The sequence below is a fragment of the Amylibacter sp. IMCC11727 genome (assembly GCF_029854195.1).
GTDB lineage: Bacteria > Pseudomonadota > Alphaproteobacteria > Rhodobacterales > Rhodobacteraceae > Amylibacter.
Genome location: NZ_CP122960.1, coordinates 3,196,137 through 3,214,141, shown reverse-complemented (window position 1 = coordinate 3,214,141; position 18,005 = coordinate 3,196,137). Strand labels below are relative to the sequence as shown.

The following is an 18,005-nucleotide window of genomic DNA, read 5'->3' as shown; positions in this document are numbered from 1 at the left end:
GATGGCCCGTACTCTAAAAACATACACATCCCTTTGGGCAATGCAGCCCCATGATCAAACAGGGATTAAGTTGCCTTATGATCAGGTGGTCGAAATGGTGGCGGGTGCTGGGTACGATGGTATGGCCATCGATCTGGGCGCGGGGGATGTTGCGCAAGCCTATGAAGTTCAGCCGTTGATGGAAGCCGCTGGTCTGACGCCGTTGATTGTGGCGTTTCCAAAGACGGTTGAAAGCCTGCGGGACACATTGAAAATGGCCAAAGACTTCGGCTCGCCTTTTGTGGATGTAATCGGGCAGGTGATGCCATTGTCGGTGGATGGCATGATCCCTGTAATCCGCAAGTGGATTGAGATGTCCGAGGAAGAGGGCATGCCCATTCAGTTCGAAGCACACCGCAATTGTATTACGAATGATTTGTATTCCACTTTGTGCCTGCTCGATTCCATCCCTGAAATGCGTATGTGTGCGGATCTGAGCCACTATGTGGTGGATCGGGAGTTTTGGTATCCGCTGAGTGAGCGTGACATGGGGCTGATGAGCCGCATTTTAGAACGGTCAGATAGTTTTCAGGGGCGGGTTGCCAGCCGTCAGCAAATTCAATTGCAGTTGGATTTCCCGCAGAACCAAAAATGGGTGGAGCTGTTTAAAGGGTGGTGGCGCGAAGGGCTTGAAGGTTGGCGCGCGCGCAACGCGGATGGGGATTGCATCTTTCTGTGTGAGTTGGGTCCGCCTGAATACGCCATGACAGGCCCTGATGGGCGTGAAATGTCAAACCGTTGGGAAGAGGCGCTGGTCATTAAAGGCTGGGTAGAGGATATGTGGGCCGCGATGGAGGCTAAAAGCTGATTTAGCCAAACGCGGCGCCGTCTGTGCGGCGCACAGAAATTATGGCGGATCGGGGCACAGACCGGCCGCCATTGGGGAAATGACCGCCGCCTTTGTCCCCTGGGTGCTGAATGCCTACAAAGGCGGTTTTACGATCAAGTGACCATGTGATGCCTGTGATTTCACATTCCTTTGGCCCCGTCATGAATCGGCGAATTTCGCCACTGGCGGGATCCCCAACCAGCATCTGATTGTTGCCCATCCCCGCAAAATCACCCGTGTTGGTGTATTTACCGTCGGTTTGAATCCACAGCATTCCGGTGCTGTCAAACGACAGGCCATCGGGGGAATTGAACATATTGTCTGCAGTGACGTTGGCAGACCCTGCATAGGCATCGGTGTGAACTGTTGGGTTCCCTGCCAGCACAAAAATGTCCCAGTTAAAACGGTGTGCCGCGTGGTCCTGATCGTCTGGCATCCAGCGTACGATCTGGCCATAGAGGTTTTTCACTCGAGGGTTGGCGGGATTCACAGATGTGTCATCGCCCCCTGCGTTTGGTTTTCGACCACGGTTTTTGTTGTTGGTCAGCGCCACATAGGATTGCACGCTGTTGGGATTGGATGCGACCCATTCAGGGCGGTCCATGGTGGTGGCCTCAACGGCGGATGCGGCTTGGCGGGTGTGGATGCTGATGTCGGCGCGGGACATGCCCGTGGTTTCAGGAGTGAGGGCGCGCCATTCGCCGCGCTGGTCTGCGTGAAACTTCGCGGCATACAGCGTACCATCGGTTAGCAGGGTGTCTGTGTTTTCCCCTGCGACATATTTATTGTGCGAAACGTATTTGTATAAATACTCACCCCGTTCATCATCCCCCATATAGACCACAACACGACCGTCTTTGGCGATTTGTACATCTGCGTTTTCGTGTTTGAAACGGCCAAGAGCCGTGTGTTTTTTCGGGGTGGAAGACGGATTGCGGGGATCAATTTCCACCACGTAGCCCACACGGTTCGGCTCATTTGGGTGTTTGGAGACATCGAACCGGTCGTCAATTTCCGCCCAACCATAGCCCCAATCGGATGTTCGGATTCCATACCGTTTCAATTCGGGGCTGATGACCACATCTTTGTCCGAGGATGAGAAATATCCATTGAAGTTTTCTTCGCAGGCCAAATACGTGCCCCACGGCGTTTCCCCGTTGCCACAGTTGTTCCACGTGCCCCTGGTTCGGGTTCCAGTGGGATCGGCTGCGGTTTTCAGCAAATCATGGCCCGCCGCGGGGCCCGTAAGCACCATGTTCGTATCAGGGGTGATGCGGCGATTGAGCGGGCTGTCGATCACGGGGCGCCACGTGCCATCGCGCTCTGTCAATTCCAAAATCGAAACGCCATGGGCCATTTTACCCTTTCGCAAATCATCGTCGGACTGGGGCTTGCCTTTGGTGCGATTGCCCCAAATGATTTTGCGATTGGCGTATTCGTTATTGGCCACAAGGACGGTTTTTCCATCGAAATTGAACAACGCCATACCGTCATTGTTGTCCCCGAATGCGCGTGCTTGAGAAGCCGCCGTGCCGCGTGTTTCTGGATCAAAAGCGGGGATGTCAGACCAGAGGGGATCGCCCCATTGCACGACCACGTCCCATTCAAATCCGTCTGGCACCACGACTGTGTCTGCGGTGGATGCGGGAACCTGTACAAATCCAAACGGAGTAGTCTTTGCCTGCGTTGATTTTGTAAGCGCGGATGTGCCCAGAACGAAAGACCCAACGCCAAAGCTCAGGACACCTGCGAGCAGGCCACGGCGTGAAATGGCGGCGTCTACGATATCTTCAAACGCGGTGTGATCAGGGCGTGGGCTGTGGAGATCGTCATATTCATCAAACGAGATATCATCGTCAAAATCAGGCATGTGTCTCTCGTTTGGTTCCAGTTAATATAGCGGCTCTTCGTAGATTTTCTCGCCCTCAATGGTGAGCCCTTTGATCATCGCGGACCCGTCATTTGCGACTGACAGGATGACACCGAGTTTGCGCTCTCTTTGCATGTTCTGCAATTCCAATGCGCGATTTTTGGCGGCGTAAAACCGTTTAAAGGGGACACGCAGGCGAATCTGCAGTTGGGCCTCTGAAATTGGGGTGCGGGCTTGTGCCAGAATGACAGGGCCTGTTGCATTGGTTGGGTACGTTGCCGTAAGCCGTTTGGCCGTAGCAAATTCCGCTGATGTGTCCAGTTCAACGTACACATCTTGATTGTATGTAAATGTGCCATCGACTGTGACGCTGTCTCGATTGATGGTTTCGATCATGAAGTTCAGGGTCGTGTAGTGGCCTCGAAATAGATCGCGGGGGTCTATGAAACCTGTTTCCAGCTGAACCTCTTGCCCCGCTTCGAGCGCGTTGGCTCTGTCGGTGATGATTTTGCCCAACACCGCCGTTTGTAAAAGCACGGCAATCAAAGTGCCGATGATTAGGAAACGTTTGTTCATTTTTCCATTCCTTTGACAGGGGTTCGGGTCAGACGGGGCACAATGAACACACCCGCGAGCAGCAGCACACCTGCCACAGCGTAAAACGCGCTGGTTCCAAGCAAGGTGCCGATGGTTTCGAAATAGACCCACAGCATCATCAGGCCAAATGCGATGAAGCCAAGTACGGTGATTGGGCGGTACTCAATACGCCAGCCCATGCGGATGATCCAAATAGAGCCTGCAAGCAGAAGGGCCATAAAGAACAGCGGTGAGGGGTCGCTGATCAAAATACACAGGAAGGACAAAGCCGACATGATCGCCGTAACAATCAGATCATAGGTATTGGTGTGGTTCATGCGGCGAGCGATGATCGCAAAGGCAGTGGTCACGAGAACGGTGACAATACCGATCACCACAAATACTGTGAACCCGTCAGACGAAAGGATCGCCGCGGATTTGCTGGGGATAACCGCCCAAAAAAACAAAACAGCCCCAAGCGTGCCAAGCACGTAAAATGATGTTGCGCGTTCAAAGCCCCGCAGCCAGTTTTTCGCGTGATCGGAAAACAGCATGGCAGACAAAAGGGCAAACCCGAGTGCCAAAACCAAAGACGGGAAAAGTGCAACATCTTCGTCAAGCAGAGCTGCCGCGCTTGGGACCGCCCAAATGGCCGTTGCCAGTACAATCAAATGCGCACAAAAGCGGCTTTGCATCCAATAGGCTAGGGCGGCGCAAACGATCATATATGCGGGAAAACTGTATTGAATTTGTGCCGTGCGCCATGAAAACATGCTTGGTTCCAGCCATGTCCAAATGGTTAACAGTGCAATGGACAGCCCCAATGCAGGGATAGAGCGGGTCAGTGCGGCGGCGGCCAGCGTGCCCATGGCCCACAGCCAAGTGGCATCTTTGGCGGAGCCTTGGATGTGGTAAATTTGGCTGATGAGCATGATGCCCGCACCAAACATTGCGCAGCCTCCAAGGGTGAACACCTGTGCAAACCAGGTCTGTTCACGCCATTGAAACAGGGCGGATGCACCCCAAAACGTCCACATGGCGCCAAACACCACACCCACACGGGATAGGCGGGCCATGTCTTCCCAATTGGCGGCGACAAAACTCATCGCGGCAAAGCCAAGGCAAATGACGGCCAGCAGAATAAGGATGTTTTGAAACGAAAAAGAGCTTTTGTTTTGCGCTGCGTCAATCAAAAGCGAATTCGCGGTTGTTTCATCCACAAGGCCGCGCGCGTGCCAATCGTTGATCGCATTAGACAGTATGGTTTTTCGATTCCACATGATCGCAAAGCATCCTTTATGATTCGAGATCACAATAACATGAACAATGTTCATGTAAAGAAGTTTGATGGAAGCGGTTTTGTCGCTGGATTTGAAAAGATGAATAAATCCTTAACGCCGACACGTCCAAATGGACGTGTCGGCGTTAAGGAACTGGTAAGAAACGGTCTTTGGGCGCGCAGTTTAATCAAAGATGAACATAAAAAATGGCCCCGCGTCGTGGGGCCATTTTTGGTCTTAGAATTTGGGTGACGTTAGCGGCTTCGGATCATGCCTGCGATGTCATACGTTTTGGCCAAGATTGGTTCGGCGATTTCCGCCGCACGGTTCGCGCCATCGCCAAGAACGCGATCAATCTCGCCCACATCGGCCATCAGGCGGTTCATTTCATCCGTGATGGGCGCAAGGTGGGACACCGCGATTTCCACGAGGTCTGGCTTGAACGTACCAAATTGCTGTCCGGCGACTTCAGCAATCACCTGTTCTGGAGTTTGTCCTGTTAGGGCGGCGCGAATGTTCACCAAATTGCGTGCCTCTGGACGATCCTTCAGATCATCGAGATTATCTGGCAGCGCCTCCGGGTCCGTTTTCGCCTTACGGATTTTCTTGGCAATCGTGTCCGCATCATCGGTCATATTGATGCGCGACATGTCAGATGGATCGGATTTTGACATTTTTTTCGATCCATCGCGCAAAGACATAACGCGCGTGGCGGCCCCGTCGATGATCGGTTCTGGCTCAGGAAAGAAATCCGTTTTGAAGTCGTGGTTAAACTTCGCTGCGATATCGCGGGTCAATTCCACATGCTGTTTCTGATCTTCGCCCACAGGGACGTGCGTGGCGTGATAGATCAAAATGTCTGCAGCCATCAAAGACGGATAGGCATAGAGGCCCAGAGACATTTTTTCGGCGTTTTTGCCTGCCTTGTCTTTGAACTGCGTCATGCGGTTCATCCAGCCAAGGCGCGCGACACAGTTGAACAACCAGCCCAGTTCGGCATGGGCCGGCACTTGGGATTGGTTGAACAGAATGGATTTTTTCGGGTCCAAGCCACAGGCGATATAGGCGGCGGCCAATTCGCGCGTGTTATGGCGCAGCGTGTCAGGGTCCTGCCAAACGGTAATGGCGTGCAGATCGACCATGCAATAGATCGTTTCAATGCCAGAGTTTTGCATTTCAACAAAACGCTTTACCGCACCCAGATAGTTGCCAAGGGTCAAATTGCCTGACGGCTGGATGCCAGAAAAAACGCGCGGTGTGAAAGATGTCTCGCCCATAGGAGGCTCCGATTGGTTGTTGCCAGCGCGTTATCGCGATATGGCTGTGCCTCGTCAAGTTGAGAGAGTTTTCCCATGTTCGATCCGAACGCAGATGCGGCCCCCATTAACCCGTTACCGCAGGTCGTGATCTTGCTCGCCGTTTTAATCGCTGTTCCAGAAGTGATCTTTCAACTGGGTGAGCAGGGATTGATTGGCGGGCCTGATGGCGCCACATGGCGCATCGTCATTGCCGAAAAATACGCCTTTTCAAATGCGGCAGTATTTTGGATGTGGGACACAGGACAGTACCCGTTCAGCGTACTGATCCGCTTTGTGACGTACATGTTTATTCACGCAAATTTTGTTGCTGCCCTGTTCAGCCTTGTGTTTGTCTTGGCGCTTGGCAAGTTTGTGGGGGAGCGGATGTCTTCTGCTTCGGTCTTGGGGATTTATCTTGGCAGTGGAATTTTAGGCGCGTTGTTGCAGGCGTTGTTTAATGGACCCACGCAGGCGATGATTGGAGGGTCTGCCGCGTCATTTGGGATGATTGGCGCGCTCAGTTGGATATTGTTTTCCCAACAACGGGCCAGTGGGGACACAGGGCTAAAGGCGTTTCGTCTGATCCTGCAACTTGCGATTTTTCTGGGCGTGATGGCGTATTTGTTCGGCGGTAAAGGTTGGGTCGATTGCGTTGCAGGGTTTTGTGTTGGCTTTCCGCTTGCTGCGATTTTGCGCCCTGCGGAGGGTGTGGGCGTCACCCATTGGTTTGAACGGATGCGCAGCCGTTGAATAGGGGGGCACTAGCGTTTTACAAAACCGCGTAGGCTTTGTTTCGTGAAGGCGCCGAACAGGACGCACGCAGCGGCATAAACGGCGATGGCGCCGATGATGAGAACAACAAGGGCAGCATAGCGTATGCCCGCTTGGCCAAAATACGGGGCCAGCAGTTGACCAAGACCATAGGTGGCCAACCCCATGACCAGACTGGCCGCAAACAACCGTGGAACGGTGCGTTTTAGCCCAGCATCGAATTGGGCTTCCATGCCAAGTCTGCGTGTTCCAAAGTACAATAAAACCACCAATGCAATGGAAGACAGTGTCGTGCCAATGGCGGCTGCCAAGAAGCCATAGTATTCGCGCAACCCAATCGCCAACACGGCATTCAGCACCATCGACACCAATGCAAAACGGAACGGGGTTTTGGTGTCTTCACGGGCGAAATACAGCGGCTGAAACACTTTTTGCAGCACAAATGCGGGCAGTCCAACGGCATAAATGGCCAAGGCGCTGGCGGTCATTGCACTGTCATTGGCGTTAAACGCGCCCCGTTCAAACAGCACAGACACCACATGTTCAGGCACCAGCATCAGCCCAACAGTGGCAGGCAGTGTTAGGGCAAGGGCAAATTCGGTGGCACGATTAAACGCATATTGCCCACCATCCGCATCCCCTGCGGACAGTTTGCGCGATAAATCGGGCAGCAACACAACGCCAATGGCAATGCCAACCACACCCAAGGGCAGTTGGTATAGGCGATCCGCAACAGCTAACCATTGAATTGCCCCTTCAAAATCGCTGGCTACGTTGCGCCCAACCAACAGGTTAACCTGCACCACGCCGCCCGCCAGCATGGCAGGCAAGGCGATCAGTGCGAGCTTTTTGATATCGGGCGTCAGACGGGGCATTTGAGGCATCAAGCGAATGCCCGCGCGTTTTGCAGCGACCCAAACGATGCCGAGCTGCACAACACCCGCCACGGGTACGCCCCAAGTCAAAGCGCGACCCACGTCGTAGCCTTGGTAATAGGCCAATGTCATGGCCGCCACGAGGATGATGTTCAAAAACACAGGTGCAGCAGCGGCGGCGGCAAATCGGCCAAGCGCGTTCAGAACCCCTGATAACAGCGCGGCCAGCGAAATAAACAAGATGTAGGGAAAGGCGATGCGGCCAAAATCCGTGGCCAAATCGAACCGCTCGTCCCCAACAAATCCAGATGCGGTGGCCCAGACAAACCACGGCATAGCTATCAGAGCGATGGTGGTTAGGATGATCAGAATTGTGGCCAAATTCGCCATCGCATTTTGCGCGAACTCTTTGGCGTCTTCGCCATTTTCCAGCTTTTTGGCAAACATAGGCACAAAGGCCATGTTGAAGGCCCCTTCCGCAAAAAAGCGGCGGAACATATTGGGCAAAGCAAAGGCAATTTGAAACGCTTCTGCTGTGGCCGAAGAGCCAAAAAAGCTGGCGAACATAATCTCGCGCACAAATCCCATGACACGACTTGCGAGCGTCCACACGCTGACCGTGAAAAAGCTGGCGATCAGGCGGATCGGATTGGATTTTGGGCTCATGACATGGCCACTTCGGCCCCGCGATCAATGGCCGCCGTAAGCGCCTGTTTGATCTTGGCCTGTTTGGCTGGGGAATGCAGTTTCAAACCGAACATGTCTTTGACATAAAACACATCCACAGCTTGTTCGCCATAGGTCGCAATCACCGCACTGGCGATATAGATATTGTTGTTCGATAGGGTTTTGGTCAGATCAAACAACAGCCCTGCGCGGTCGCGTGTGTCCACCTCGATAATGGTATAAATGTCCGATCCTGTGTTATCGAAAGTGATTTCAGTTGGCACGTTAAAGTCGCGCTCGCGCTTTTTGATTTTGTCGCGGGATTTTAGTGCATCTTGGGCTAGGACCTCGCCTTTGAGCGTTTTGTTAATCATGCTGCGCAACCGCGTAAGGCGGGATTTTTCATAGGGGGCTCCGTCGGCATCCTGCACCCAAAACACCGATGTGGCGAACCCGTCATTGGTGGTGTAGGTACGTGCGTCCACAACGTTTGCCCCGACCAGCGCCAAAGCCCCTGCAAGGCGTGAAAAGATACCTGGATGATCCTGCATCACAAAACAGGCGCGCGTTGCATCCCGTGCCACATCAGGTTTGATATCCATAGCGATTTCACTGGTGGAGGCCTTTGACATCAGTTTGGCAAACACTGTGTGTGTTTCCGTGTTCAGCCCCTGCCAATAGGCGGGATAATGGCGATCCCATTCCGCCGTGATTTGGTCGTTGGACCATTTCGGCATTGCCGCGCGGAAGGCCTCTTTGGCTTCATCAGGGGCCAGTGCTTCGTCAACCGTATCGAACCCTTCTTGCAGGGTCATGCGGGTGAACCGATAAAGGTCGCGGATCAGCTGCGCCTTCCAGTTGTTCCATGTGCCAGGTCCGACGCCACGAATGTCGCAAACCGTAAGAACTGTTAGCAGGTTTAATCGGGACGTTGTTTTCACAATTTTGGCAAATTCGCGCACGGTGCGTGGATCAGACAGATCGCGTTTTTGTGCCACGTCAGACAGAAGTAAATGATGTTCGACCAGCCAAACCACAGTGTCGGTTTCCGCAGGGGACAACCCAAGTTGCGGTGCAATTTCACGGGCCAGTCGAGCACCCGCGATGGAATGGTCTTCGGGCAGGCCTTTGCCAATGTCATGCAGAAGCATCGCGACGTACAGTACCTTGCGATCAACTCCGTCTTCCAAAATGCCAGAGGCTACGGGCAGGCTTTCTTTGAGCTGCCCTTTTTCGATGCGTGCCAGATTGGAAATACATTGGATCGTGTGTTCGTCCACTGTGTAGTGGTGGTACATATTGAACTGCATCAACGCGACGATCCGTTGAAATTCGGGGATAAACGCGCCCAGAACACCCAGTTCGTTCATGCGGCGTAACGCCCGTTCGGGATTGCCATAGTCCAGCAGCGTAGACAAAAACATCTTTTGCGCATCTGGGTTCTGGCGCAAATCATCGTCGATCAGATGCAGGTTCGCCACGATCAAGCGCATCGCATCAGGATGGATCAGAATATCCGATGCCAACCCCTGTTCAAAAATACGCAGGAAGTTGATTGGGTCGCCCAAAAACGCTGTTTCATCCGCAATGGCCAAACGCCCGTGTTCAATCCGATACCCCGCAGGAACCGAGTCATCGCGGTTCCACGGCATGGCATTCAACAATCGCTTGCCGATCGAAGGCTGCTGTTTCACATGCTGCCCTTCAAGTGCGGTGAGGAAAATCCGTGTCAGGTCTCCTACGTGCGTGGCTTGGCGAAAGTAATCTTGCATAAAGGCTTCGACTGCCAGCAATCCTTTGCTTTCCGAATAGCCCAAGGCGTCTGCGATGGCGACTTGGTTGTCAAAGGTAAGCTGTTCTGCCGCGCGGCCCACACACAGGTGCAAATGGCAGCGCACGGTCCACAAGAAATCTTCGGCTTTGGCGAAATTTTCGATTTCTTGTGTAGTGAAATACCCTTGGTAAATCATCTCTGACTTGAGCTTTGCGCCTGACAGATATTTTGTGATCCAGAACAGGGTTTGCAAATCGCGCAAGCCGCCTTTGCCTTCTTTCACATTGGGTTCCAGCAAAAACCGTGTCGCCCCTTGCTTGCGATGGCGTTGTTCGCGTTCTTCGAGTTTGAGCGCCACAAATTCTGGCCCTGTGGATTTGAACAGGTTTTTCCAAAGCGTGGCTTCAAAGGATTTCGCCAGCTCTGCATCCCCTGTTAAAAACCGCGCTTCCAACAGGGCGGTGCGAATGGTCAAATCTTCTTTGCCAAGGCGCAAGCATTCATCAACGGTTCGCGTGGCGTGGCCGATTTTCAGCTTGAGATCCCAGAGAACATAAAGCGTGGATTCCACCACGCTTTCTGCCCAAGCGGTCATTTTGTAGGGGGAAAGAAACAGCAAATCCACATCAGAAAAAGGTGCCATTTCCCCGCGCCCATAGCCACCAACGGCCATTACTGCGATTTTCTCGGTGCTTGTAGGATTGGGGTTTGGATGCAGATATTCGATGACATTGGCCAACGTGGCACTGACCAATTGATCCGTGACATAGGTGTAGGCACGGGTCGTTTTGCGGGTTTCAAACGGGGCTGCTTGGTAGGCGGTTTTGATGAGTTCGCGGGCGTTTACATTTGCCGCATGCAAAGCCGTTGAAATGGCCGAGCGTTTGCCAAAATTGTCTTTTGCTTGGGCAACGGCCTCTGCAATGGATCGCTGCACTCCCGCCGCATCAAAAAGCAATCCCGGCGCACAAATCAATGCACCGGGATCGGATTTGGTCTGTGACGTAGACTTTGTTTTAGAAACCGGCGCCACCAAAGCTCCTCGGTGCTGGATCAACAACGACGACTTGGCCTTCGCGGAACGTGGCCACGGCCAGTGCGCGTTGGTTTGTGCCGTCAGGCCTGAAGCGGAATACACCGTTGGCCCCGCTAAAGCCAGCGTTGCGTGTCAATGCGCTGCGTGTGAGCGCGTCGCGTGAGCCTGTTTGCAACAGTGTCCCAACAGCGCGCATCCCGTCATAGGCTTTGCCAGCCAGCAAATGCGGGCTGCTGCCGTAAGTAGCGGAATATCGCTGTGAAAACGAAGATGTTGCACTGGTGTCTGTCATCGCAAACAACGCGCCTTGCACCCCTGTGCTGGCGCGCACTTGTTCGGATGTTTTGTCCCACCGGGTCAGGCCAATGAATTGTGTGTTGGCTGAACTGATGCCTGCTTCTGGCAGTAACTGTGCAAAGACGGGCAATGCCCCCGCGGCATCCGCATCCATGACCAGAGCGGTTGCGCCTGTTTGCTGGATCAACCCTTTGGTTGCTGAAATCGCGGCAACGGCGCTTTCGTTGGTTAGTTCGTATTTTGCGACACCTACATATGCGGCACCATTTGATTTTGCCGCAGATTCGACCGCATTGGCGGCGACTGTGCCTGCCGCATCCGCACGAACCAGTGCTGCGATGGATTTTTTACCTTGAGACGCGGCATAGCCAACCACACGGTTTGCGGTATTGGCGAAAGTGTCGCCCAAAATAAACACGTTCCCGCCCGCGATATCGGGGTTGTTGGAAAAGCTCAGCACGTTGATGCTGTTGCCAGCCACCGCTGTGCCCGCCGCGTTTGAAGCCTGCGCGAACAGAGGGCCAACAAGGATTTTTGCACCGTCATTTGCCGCACGCTGTGCCGCAGCGGCAGCTTGGTTCGCGTCGCCACCCGTGGAATACACCCGCATGTCGATCTTGGCGTCTGGCATTTCCGCAACGGCCAGTTTTGCCGCAGAAATCAGGCTGTTTGCCAGCAATTCCGTTTGAGCATTGCCTGAACCAGAGGGCACCATAAGGCCAACCACGACAGGTTGGCTGGTGTTCACTTTGGGGCCCTGTGACGCGGTATTGGTTTCAATACACCCTGACAGCAAAAGGCCAACACCAAGCGCCCCAAGCGCGTGTCGTCCGAGTTTTTTAAAGTGGTGCAAAGCAGCCATGTTCCCATCCCCCTGAATTGGCTGGCCTGTGATGGCCGTTTCATGCAAAAAGTTAGGGACTGCCTACAGGGAAATCAACGGTGTAGGAACAAAGAAATGGAATTAGGCACATGGGCGCTGGAAAAATAACCGCTGGGTTGCATATTGTGGCCACTCCTATCGGGGCGGCACGCGATATAACGCTGCGCAGTTTGGATATCTTGGCAGGTGCGGATGTTCTGGCAGCCGAAGACACGCGCAATACGCGACGATTGCTTGAAATACATGGGATAAAGCTCGGGGAGCGGCGGCTGTTGGCCTATCATGATCATAATGGGGCAAAAGTGCGCCCGCAGATTATTGACGCCCTAAAAAACGGCGCATCTGTGGCTTATGTTTCAGACGCGGGAACGCCAATGGTGGCGGATCCCGGGTTTGATCTGTCACGTGCGGTTATTGCGGAAGGATTGCCTGTTTTTGCTGCCCCTGGGGCAAGTGCGGTTCTGGCGGCGCTGTGCGTATCTGGCCAACCTTCGGATCGGTTCTTTTTCGCAGGGTTCGCCCCCAATAAATCATCCGCACGGCAACGTTTTTTACAGGAATTTGCACTGATCCCATCCACGATGGTGTTCTACGAATCGCCCAAACGCATTGTGGCGAGCTTGAAAGACATGATTGAAATCTATGGTGCAGAACGGCCTGTGTCTGTGTGCCGCGAGCTTACCAAAAAATTTGAAGAAGTTGTTCGCGGCACGTTGCAAGAAGTCCTTGCGCAATTAGCCGCCCGCGAAAGCATTAAGGGCGAAATTGTTATCGTGCTCGGCCCTCCCATTGTGGTTGAAGCCAGCGAAGCAGATATTGATGCGGCTTTGGAGGATGCGCTGAAATCCATGCGCACCAAAGATGCGGCCAGTGATGTGGCAACGCGGTTTGGCTTGCCCCGCAAAGAGGTTTACGCGCGGGCTTTGGTGTTAGGAAAATCTTAATTTGTTGTGTGATAGTCTCTTGGGATGGACAAAGCATCGCGTGGGAAAATTTCATACCTAAAAGGGCAAGCCGCTGAAGACCAAATCGCGGCGGCCTATGTGCGATCTGGTTTTGATATTGTGGAACGCCGTTGGAAAACCAAAGAAGGCGAAATTGATCTGGTGGCAAAACACGGATCAAAAATCTATTTTGTTGAGGTGAAATCCAGTTCGACCTTTGAAACGGCTGTCGAACAAATCACACCACGCCAACAGCAACGTATCCATGATGCCGCGTTGCAATACCTTGCTCAAAAGGCGGGGTCGCTTGACACTGAATGTCGGTTTGATGCTGCGCTTGTGGATGCAACTGGCAAAATCAAAGTGATGCCTGGGGCTTTGTTGTCCGCTTGATTTCCATTTTTGCAGAGCATGGGGATATCGCTTAATTGTTGCAGGGTCATTGAAACATGTTCCCGCATCCGTCATGTATTTGGTAACTTGAAATTTGGGCGCGCTCCGAGCGCCCCCGTGAAAAGAGTAGCCAAATATGACCTTGAAAGTTGCCTTTCAAATGGACCCGATTGGGGCCGTCGATATCAACGCCGATAGCAGTTTTCGCATCGCAGAAGAGGCCCAGTCCCGTGGGCATGAATTGTTTTTTTACACCCCAGACAAACTGGCCTTTGAAGAAGGGCAAGTCACCGCACGGGGACATCGGATGGAATTGCGCCGCGTAGAAGGGGATCATGTCACGCTCCAGCCAGAGGAAAAGATCAACCTTGCGGATTGGGATGTGGTGTGGCTGCGCCAAGACCCACCTTTTGATATGGGGTATATCACCACCACACATATCCTTGACATGATCCATCCAGACACATTGGTCGTGAACGATCCGATGTGGGTGCGCAATTATCCTGAAAAACTGTTGGTGCTGCAATTTCCTGACCTGACGCCGCCTACAACCATCGCGCGGGATATTGAAACCCTGAAAGCGTTTAAAGAAAAGCATCAGGATATCATCCTCAAACCGCTTTATGGAAATGGGGGGGCAGGGGTGTTCCGCCTTGAACCTGGTGATCGCAACCTCAATTCCCTGCACGAGCTTTTCACTGGTATCAACCGCGAGCCATTGATCGCGCAAAAGTTTCTGCCGGATGTGGCTGCGGGGGATAAACGTGTGATTCTTGTGGATGGGGAGCCTGTTGGGGCCATCAACCGCGTCCCTGCCAAGGGGGAAACACGATCCAACATGCACGTAGGCGGGCGGCCTGAAAAGGTGGCGCTGTCGGATCGGGACCGCGAAATCTGTGCGGCCATTGGGCCGTTGTTGCGTGAGAAGGGCCAGATTTTCGTGGGAATTGATGTGATCGGGGGCAATCTGACGGAAATCAACGTTACCTCGCCCACGGGCATCCAAGAACTGGAGCGGTTTGACGGCATCAATGTGGCTGAGAAGATTTGGCAGGCCATTGAAAAACGGGTGGGTTGATGAATTCGCTGCGCCTTTGGGCTTATAGCGCCTTTACGCGGGCGGTGATTAAACCATGGTTGCGTCGTCAAGCAGACCCTGCCCATGTGCGTGCCGCATTTGAAGCCCATGCAAAGCGGATGCATTTACATCCCCCGTTTGCCATTTATCGCAACGGGACCATCGGCGATGTTCCAGTTTTATGGGTGTCGCGCAATGCGGTGAAACGCGATGATGTGCTGTTGTATTTCCACGGCGGCGCCTTCGTGGCGGGCAGCCCAGATACGCACAAACATATGATTGCGGATTTGGCGGGGCGGCTTGGCATAGAGGCTGTGATGCCCCGCTATCGCTTGGCCCCTGAAAACCCATTTCCCGCAGCGTTTGAGGATTGTTTTGCAGTCTATCGCGGCCTGTTGGATCGCGGCCTTCGCGCGGATCAAATCGTGCTGGGTGGGGACAGTGCGGGTGGGGCATTAACCCTCGCCTTGCTTGGGCATTTGTCCGAAACAGGAGAGGACCTACCGCAAAGTGCGTTCGCGCTCAGCCCTGTTGTGGATATGTCCGCACGCTTTGACAGCATGACGCAAAACGCCAAGAGCGAAGTGTTGTTGATCGCCGAACGGTTTGATGAAATCGGTGCGATGTATGTAGATGCCGACAACCTGTCCCATCCTCATGCCTCGCCTTTACATGCGGATTTCAAACGGTGCCCGCCCTTGCTGCTGCATCACTGCGAGGGCGAAGTGTTGCGCGATGATACCTTGGCAATGCAGCAAAAACTGGTGGCGCTGGGCCATGATGTTCTCGTGCGCAGTTTTCCAAATGCGTTTCATGTGTTTCACATCATGCGCGGCCATTTTCCAGAGGCGCGGGCGGGGCTCGATGATGTTGTTGCGTTTATCAAGGGGCAGCGGACACCAAACGATAACTAATCGCTTCGGCCACATGGGGTTTTTGCACGGTTTCGGACCCTGCAAGATCGGCGATGGTGCGCGATACTCGTAAAATGCGATGGTATCCGCGAGCGGATAATTTGAATTTATCCGCCGCTTTGTTCAGCATCTCTGCCCCTTCGGAATCAGGTGTGGCCACTTCGTTCAGATGTTCCCCTTCGATGTCTGCGTTTTGCCGCAAGTCAGGATGATCCGCGTAACGGGCCCGTTGCACCTGCCGTGCCGTTGCCACTCGCGCCGCAATGGTGGCCGAGGTTTCGCCATCATCAGGCAGGGTCAAATCCGTCATGGAAACAGGCGGGACTTCGACCCGTAAATCAAATCGATCCATCAGAGGACCAGAGATTTTACCCAAATAATCCTCCCCACAGATGGGCACGCGGGCGCAGGCCCGTTCTGCGTCAGCGAGGTATCCGCATCGACAGGGGTTGGCGGCAGAGACCAGCATAAACCGACAAGGATAGGTGACGTGGTTGTTGGCGCGGGCCACCATAACCGAACCCGTTTCCAATGGTTGTCGTAGCGTTTCGAGCACTTGGCGCGTGAATTCGGGCAATTCATCAAGGAACAAAACGCCGTTATGGGCCAAGGATACTTCGCCTGGTTTCGCGCCGCGTCCGCCGCCAATAATGGCGGCCATGGATGCGGTATGGTGGGGATCACGAAAGGGGCGTGATTTGGAAATGCCGCCCGATGATAACAACCCAGCCAGCGAATGGATCATAGAGGTTTCAAGCGCCTCTTCCGCCTCAAGCGCGGGCAACAGGCTTGGGATGCGGGCCGCCATCATGGATTTCCCCGATCCAGGTGAGCCGACAAAAAACAGATGATGCCTGCCAGCGGCGGCAATTTCCAAGGCGCGTTTGGCCCGTTCTTGGCCTTTGACATCACGCAGGCATTTGGTGTTGGTATCAGGCACAACTTCGCCCGGTTGGGCAGGGGGCAGCGTCTGGCGGCCGCGAAAATGGTTCATACATTCCAGTAAAGACGCAGGTGCGATCACTTGCACAGCACCGACCCAAGCGGCCTCAGCCCCGCAATCAGCGGGACACACAAGATTGCACTCCGCTTCGGCCGCGGCCAGTGCAGCGGGCAGTGTGCCAATCACAGGGATCAGTTTTCCATCAAGGGAGAGTTCGCCCAAAGCCACCTGCCGTGCTACTTCGTCTTGGGGGATCACATCCATCGCGGCCATCAACGCCAGTGCGATTGGCAGATCGAAGTGCGAACCTTCTTTTATAATATCCGCAGGTGACAGATTAATGGTGATGCGCTTGGAGGGCAGCGCCAAGGCCATAGCGGTCATGGCAGAGCGCACACGTTCCTTTGCCTCGGATACGGCTTTGTCGGGAAGGCCGACAATGTTGAATGCAGGCATCCCAGGTGAAAGGGAACACTGCACCTCGACCAAGCGGGCTTCTACCCCGTGGAACGCCACCGTATACGCCCGTGCAACCATGTTCACCCCGCCTTGCGTTAAGAATGGTTAACGCTAGGCGATGGAAGGTTTATTTTTGGTAAATTTCCGGCCTTATGTAGCAAACGCACCAAAGCGGGGGATGCTCCGTGACTAAGGTGCTTGCTGCAATTGTGTCGTTTTTAACCATCAACGTACAAGGAGAGGTCTCCAGAAACTTCAATTGGCCCGTTTACGTCTGCATGGAGTTGCAGGTCTATGAGGTGGTTCTGACCGAAAACATCGCGCCAAGCCAATCTCAAGTCGAAAGAGACTTGGTTCCGCGTGTTGAAAAATTCTTGTGCCGTTTGCCCAATTTGAAGTTCTGTTTCGTCGGCAAAGTGGTGGTCCAAAAAAAATGTAATTCTGCCTTCAGTTTCCCCTTGTGCAGAAACTGGCTCAACGTCGCTATCAGTTTCGACGGCGTACAGGTTGTCCAGAACCCTTGGCATATGCTCAAGGCCTCCAATAAGGCCTACATGCGCCGTCCCCGTGAGAGTTACTTTAGTTGCGGGGGATTGACCTGCATTCAGTATTTGCAGAGTCGCAGTCAGATAATCTTCTCCAAACTCGTAACTTGCACTCCCACAATGCAAATAGGCGCGAACCTGAGCCTCTCCGATAGCTTTTGTATCTCTAGCGACTATTTCCGCACTATCAGCGGCACGTCTAGTGTGGTGAAGCGTTCGTATGATTGCCATGAGGGCCGCAAGGGTGAGGACGACTGTGGCGGTCGTAGCATAAAACATCCACTCAGCCCATTTAGCCATGCCCTCTTGGGCCTCAAGATCACGGCTTTCGCGGTTCTGTTGGGCCTCAGCGGCTATTTTGTCTTCTTCAGCTATAAGATCGCGGATCGCGGCTTCGATATTTTCGAGCACGGGCGTAAGGTCTACGGGTTTGGGGTTCTGTTGTTTGCTGTCGCTCTGGGTGTCGGAAGTGCTTTCTTCCTGCCGTGGCTGATCTTCGGCAGCGGTCTGACTCCGACTTTCAGTGGCTAAAATT

At 53.7% G+C, this 18,005-nt stretch carries 16 protein-coding genes; 8 read left to right on the top strand and 8 right to left on the bottom strand.

The annotated features are described in order from the left end of the window. The first annotated feature begins 1 nt into the window (after position 1). On the top strand, positions 2-847 hold the full coding sequence (locus tag QBD29_RS16070; RefSeq protein ID WP_280099094.1) for a sugar phosphate isomerase/epimerase: 846 nt from the start codon (positions 2-4) through the stop codon (positions 845-847). A gap of 1 nt (position 848) precedes the next feature. Here QBD29_RS16070 and QBD29_RS16065 read toward each other — a convergent pair whose 3' ends face one another. Genes QBD29_RS16065 through QBD29_RS16055 form a run of 3 tightly spaced genes read right to left on the bottom strand, consistent with a single transcriptional unit; the run spans position 849 to position 4,594 of the window. Next, on the bottom strand, positions 849-2,738 hold the full coding sequence (locus QBD29_RS16065) for a PhoX family phosphatase (RefSeq protein WP_280099093.1): 1,890 nt from the start codon (positions 2,736-2,738) through the stop codon (positions 849-851). A gap of 21 nt (positions 2,739-2,759) precedes the next feature. After that, positions 2,760-3,314: a GDYXXLXY domain-containing protein gene (locus QBD29_RS16060; protein ID WP_280099092.1), complete on the bottom strand. Its 555-nt coding sequence runs from the start codon at positions 3,312-3,314 to the stop codon at positions 2,760-2,762. After that, on the bottom strand, positions 3,311-4,594 hold the full coding sequence (locus QBD29_RS16055) for a DUF2157 domain-containing protein (RefSeq protein ID WP_280099091.1): 1,284 nt from the start codon (positions 4,592-4,594) through the stop codon (positions 3,311-3,313). The genes QBD29_RS16060 and QBD29_RS16055 overlap by 4 nt, the downstream gene beginning before the upstream one ends. Positions 4,595-4,612: 18 nt before the next feature. On the opposite strand from QBD29_RS16055, the gene QBD29_RS16050 reads away from it, so the two are divergent. After that, a complete protein-coding gene (locus tag QBD29_RS16050; protein ID WP_280099090.1) occupies positions 4,613-4,846 on the top strand; it encodes a hypothetical protein in 234 nt (77 codons plus the stop codon). 2 nt (positions 4,847-4,848) lie between these two features. On the opposite strand, the gene trpS is transcribed toward QBD29_RS16050, so the two are convergent. Next, positions 4,849-5,871: a tryptophan--tRNA ligase gene (gene trpS, locus QBD29_RS16045; RefSeq protein ID WP_280099089.1), complete on the bottom strand. Its 1,023-nt coding sequence runs from the start codon at positions 5,869-5,871 to the stop codon at positions 4,849-4,851. Positions 5,872-5,946: 75 nt separating this feature from the next. Between trpS and QBD29_RS16040 the strand changes: the two genes are divergently transcribed. Then, complete coding sequence (locus tag QBD29_RS16040; protein WP_280099088.1) at positions 5,947-6,642, top strand: rhomboid family intramembrane serine protease; 696 nt, start codon at positions 5,947-5,949, stop codon at positions 6,640-6,642. An 11-nt stretch (positions 6,643-6,653) separates the two neighbouring features. Here the strand turns inward: QBD29_RS16040 and murJ are convergent, their stop codons facing one another. Genes murJ through QBD29_RS16025 form a run of 3 tightly spaced genes read right to left on the bottom strand, consistent with a single transcriptional unit; the run spans position 6,654 to position 12,173 of the window. Beyond that, positions 6,654-8,204 carry a murein biosynthesis integral membrane protein MurJ gene (gene murJ / locus QBD29_RS16035; protein WP_280099087.1) on the bottom strand — a complete coding sequence of 517 codons (1,551 nt, stop codon included), beginning with the start codon at positions 8,202-8,204 and terminating at the stop codon, positions 6,654-6,656. Then, positions 8,201-11,011, bottom strand: a complete 2,811-nt coding sequence (locus tag QBD29_RS16030) for a [protein-PII] uridylyltransferase (RefSeq protein WP_280099086.1) — start codon at positions 11,009-11,011, stop codon at positions 8,201-8,203. Before QBD29_RS16030 ends, murJ begins: the two co-directional genes overlap by 4 nt. Continuing rightward, positions 10,995-12,173: a penicillin-binding protein activator gene (locus tag QBD29_RS16025; RefSeq protein WP_280099085.1), complete on the bottom strand. Its 1,179-nt coding sequence runs from the start codon at positions 12,171-12,173 to the stop codon at positions 10,995-10,997. Before QBD29_RS16025 ends, QBD29_RS16030 begins: the two co-directional genes overlap by 17 nt. A 110-nt stretch (positions 12,174-12,283) precedes the next feature. Here QBD29_RS16025 and rsmI point away from each other — a divergent pair, with 110 nt between their 5' ends. From rsmI to QBD29_RS16005, 4 genes are all read left to right on the top strand, one after another. After that, positions 12,284-13,138: a 16S rRNA (cytidine(1402)-2'-O)-methyltransferase gene (gene rsmI / locus QBD29_RS16020; RefSeq protein ID WP_280099084.1), complete on the top strand. Its 855-nt coding sequence runs from the start codon at positions 12,284-12,286 to the stop codon at positions 13,136-13,138. Between the two features lie 24 nt (positions 13,139-13,162). Beyond that, the gene (locus QBD29_RS16015; RefSeq protein WP_280099083.1) at positions 13,163-13,531 is read left to right on the top strand and encodes a YraN family protein; all 369 of its coding nucleotides are present in this window, start codon (positions 13,163-13,165) and stop codon (positions 13,529-13,531) included. A 142-nt stretch (positions 13,532-13,673) separates the two neighbouring features. Continuing rightward, positions 13,674-14,609, top strand: coding sequence for a glutathione synthase (gene gshB, locus QBD29_RS16010; RefSeq protein WP_280100987.1), 936 nt, complete (start codon positions 13,674-13,676; stop codon positions 14,607-14,609). After that, the gene (locus tag QBD29_RS16005) at positions 14,609-15,523 is read left to right on the top strand and encodes an alpha/beta hydrolase (protein WP_280099082.1); all 915 of its coding nucleotides are present in this window, start codon (positions 14,609-14,611) and stop codon (positions 15,521-15,523) included. The genes gshB and QBD29_RS16005 overlap by 1 nt, the downstream gene beginning before the upstream one ends. On the opposite strand, the gene QBD29_RS16000 is transcribed toward QBD29_RS16005, so the two are convergent. Then, a complete protein-coding gene (locus tag QBD29_RS16000; protein WP_280099081.1) occupies positions 15,492-17,003 on the bottom strand; it encodes a YifB family Mg chelatase-like AAA ATPase in 1,512 nt (503 codons plus the stop codon). The two genes, QBD29_RS16005 and QBD29_RS16000, sit on opposite strands and share 32 nt — an antisense overlap. Before the next feature lie 107 nt (positions 17,004-17,110). Here QBD29_RS16000 and QBD29_RS15995 point away from each other — a divergent pair, with 107 nt between their 5' ends. Continuing rightward, on the top strand, positions 17,111-18,001 hold the full coding sequence (locus tag QBD29_RS15995; RefSeq protein WP_280099080.1) for a hypothetical protein: 891 nt from the start codon (positions 17,111-17,113) through the stop codon (positions 17,999-18,001). Positions 18,002-18,005 lie beyond the last annotated feature (4 nt).

What these genes read in the sequence shown, in the direction of transcription:
- QBD29_RS16015 (WP_280099083.1), top strand. Translation starts at nt 13,163, where the DNA reads ATGGACAAAGCATCGCGTGGGAAAATTTCATACCTAAAAGGGCAAGCC.
- QBD29_RS16005 (WP_280099082.1), top strand. Translation starts at nt 14,609, where the DNA reads ATGAATTCGCTGCGCCTTTGGGCTTATAGCGCCTTTACGCGGGCGGTG.
- QBD29_RS16070 (WP_280099094.1), top strand. Translation starts at nt 2, where the DNA reads ATGGCCCGTACTCTAAAAACATACACATCCCTTTGGGCAATGCAGCCC.
- QBD29_RS16050 (WP_280099090.1), top strand. Translation starts at nt 4,613, where the DNA reads ATGATTCGAGATCACAATAACATGAACAATGTTCATGTAAAGAAGTTT.
- QBD29_RS16065 (WP_280099093.1), bottom strand. Translation starts at nt 2,738, where the DNA reads ATGCCTGATTTTGACGATGATATCTCGTTTGATGAATATGACGATCTC.
- QBD29_RS16040 (WP_280099088.1), top strand. Translation starts at nt 5,947, where the DNA reads ATGTTCGATCCGAACGCAGATGCGGCCCCCATTAACCCGTTACCGCAG.
- QBD29_RS16025 (WP_280099085.1), bottom strand. Translation starts at nt 12,173, where the DNA reads ATGGCTGCTTTGCACCACTTTAAAAAACTCGGACGACACGCGCTTGGG.
- murJ (WP_280099087.1), bottom strand. Translation starts at nt 8,204, where the DNA reads ATGAGCCCAAAATCCAATCCGATCCGCCTGATCGCCAGCTTTTTCACG.
- rsmI (WP_280099084.1), top strand. Translation starts at nt 12,284, where the DNA reads ATGGGCGCTGGAAAAATAACCGCTGGGTTGCATATTGTGGCCACTCCT.
- QBD29_RS16055 (WP_280099091.1), bottom strand. Translation starts at nt 4,594, where the DNA reads ATGTGGAATCGAAAAACCATACTGTCTAATGCGATCAACGATTGGCAC.
- QBD29_RS16000 (WP_280099081.1), bottom strand. Translation starts at nt 17,003, where the DNA reads ATGGTTGCACGGGCGTATACGGTGGCGTTCCACGGGGTAGAAGCCCGC.
- QBD29_RS16060 (WP_280099092.1), bottom strand. Translation starts at nt 3,314, where the DNA reads ATGAACAAACGTTTCCTAATCATCGGCACTTTGATTGCCGTGCTTTTA.
- trpS (WP_280099089.1), bottom strand. Translation starts at nt 5,871, where the DNA reads ATGGGCGAGACATCTTTCACACCGCGCGTTTTTTCTGGCATCCAGCCG.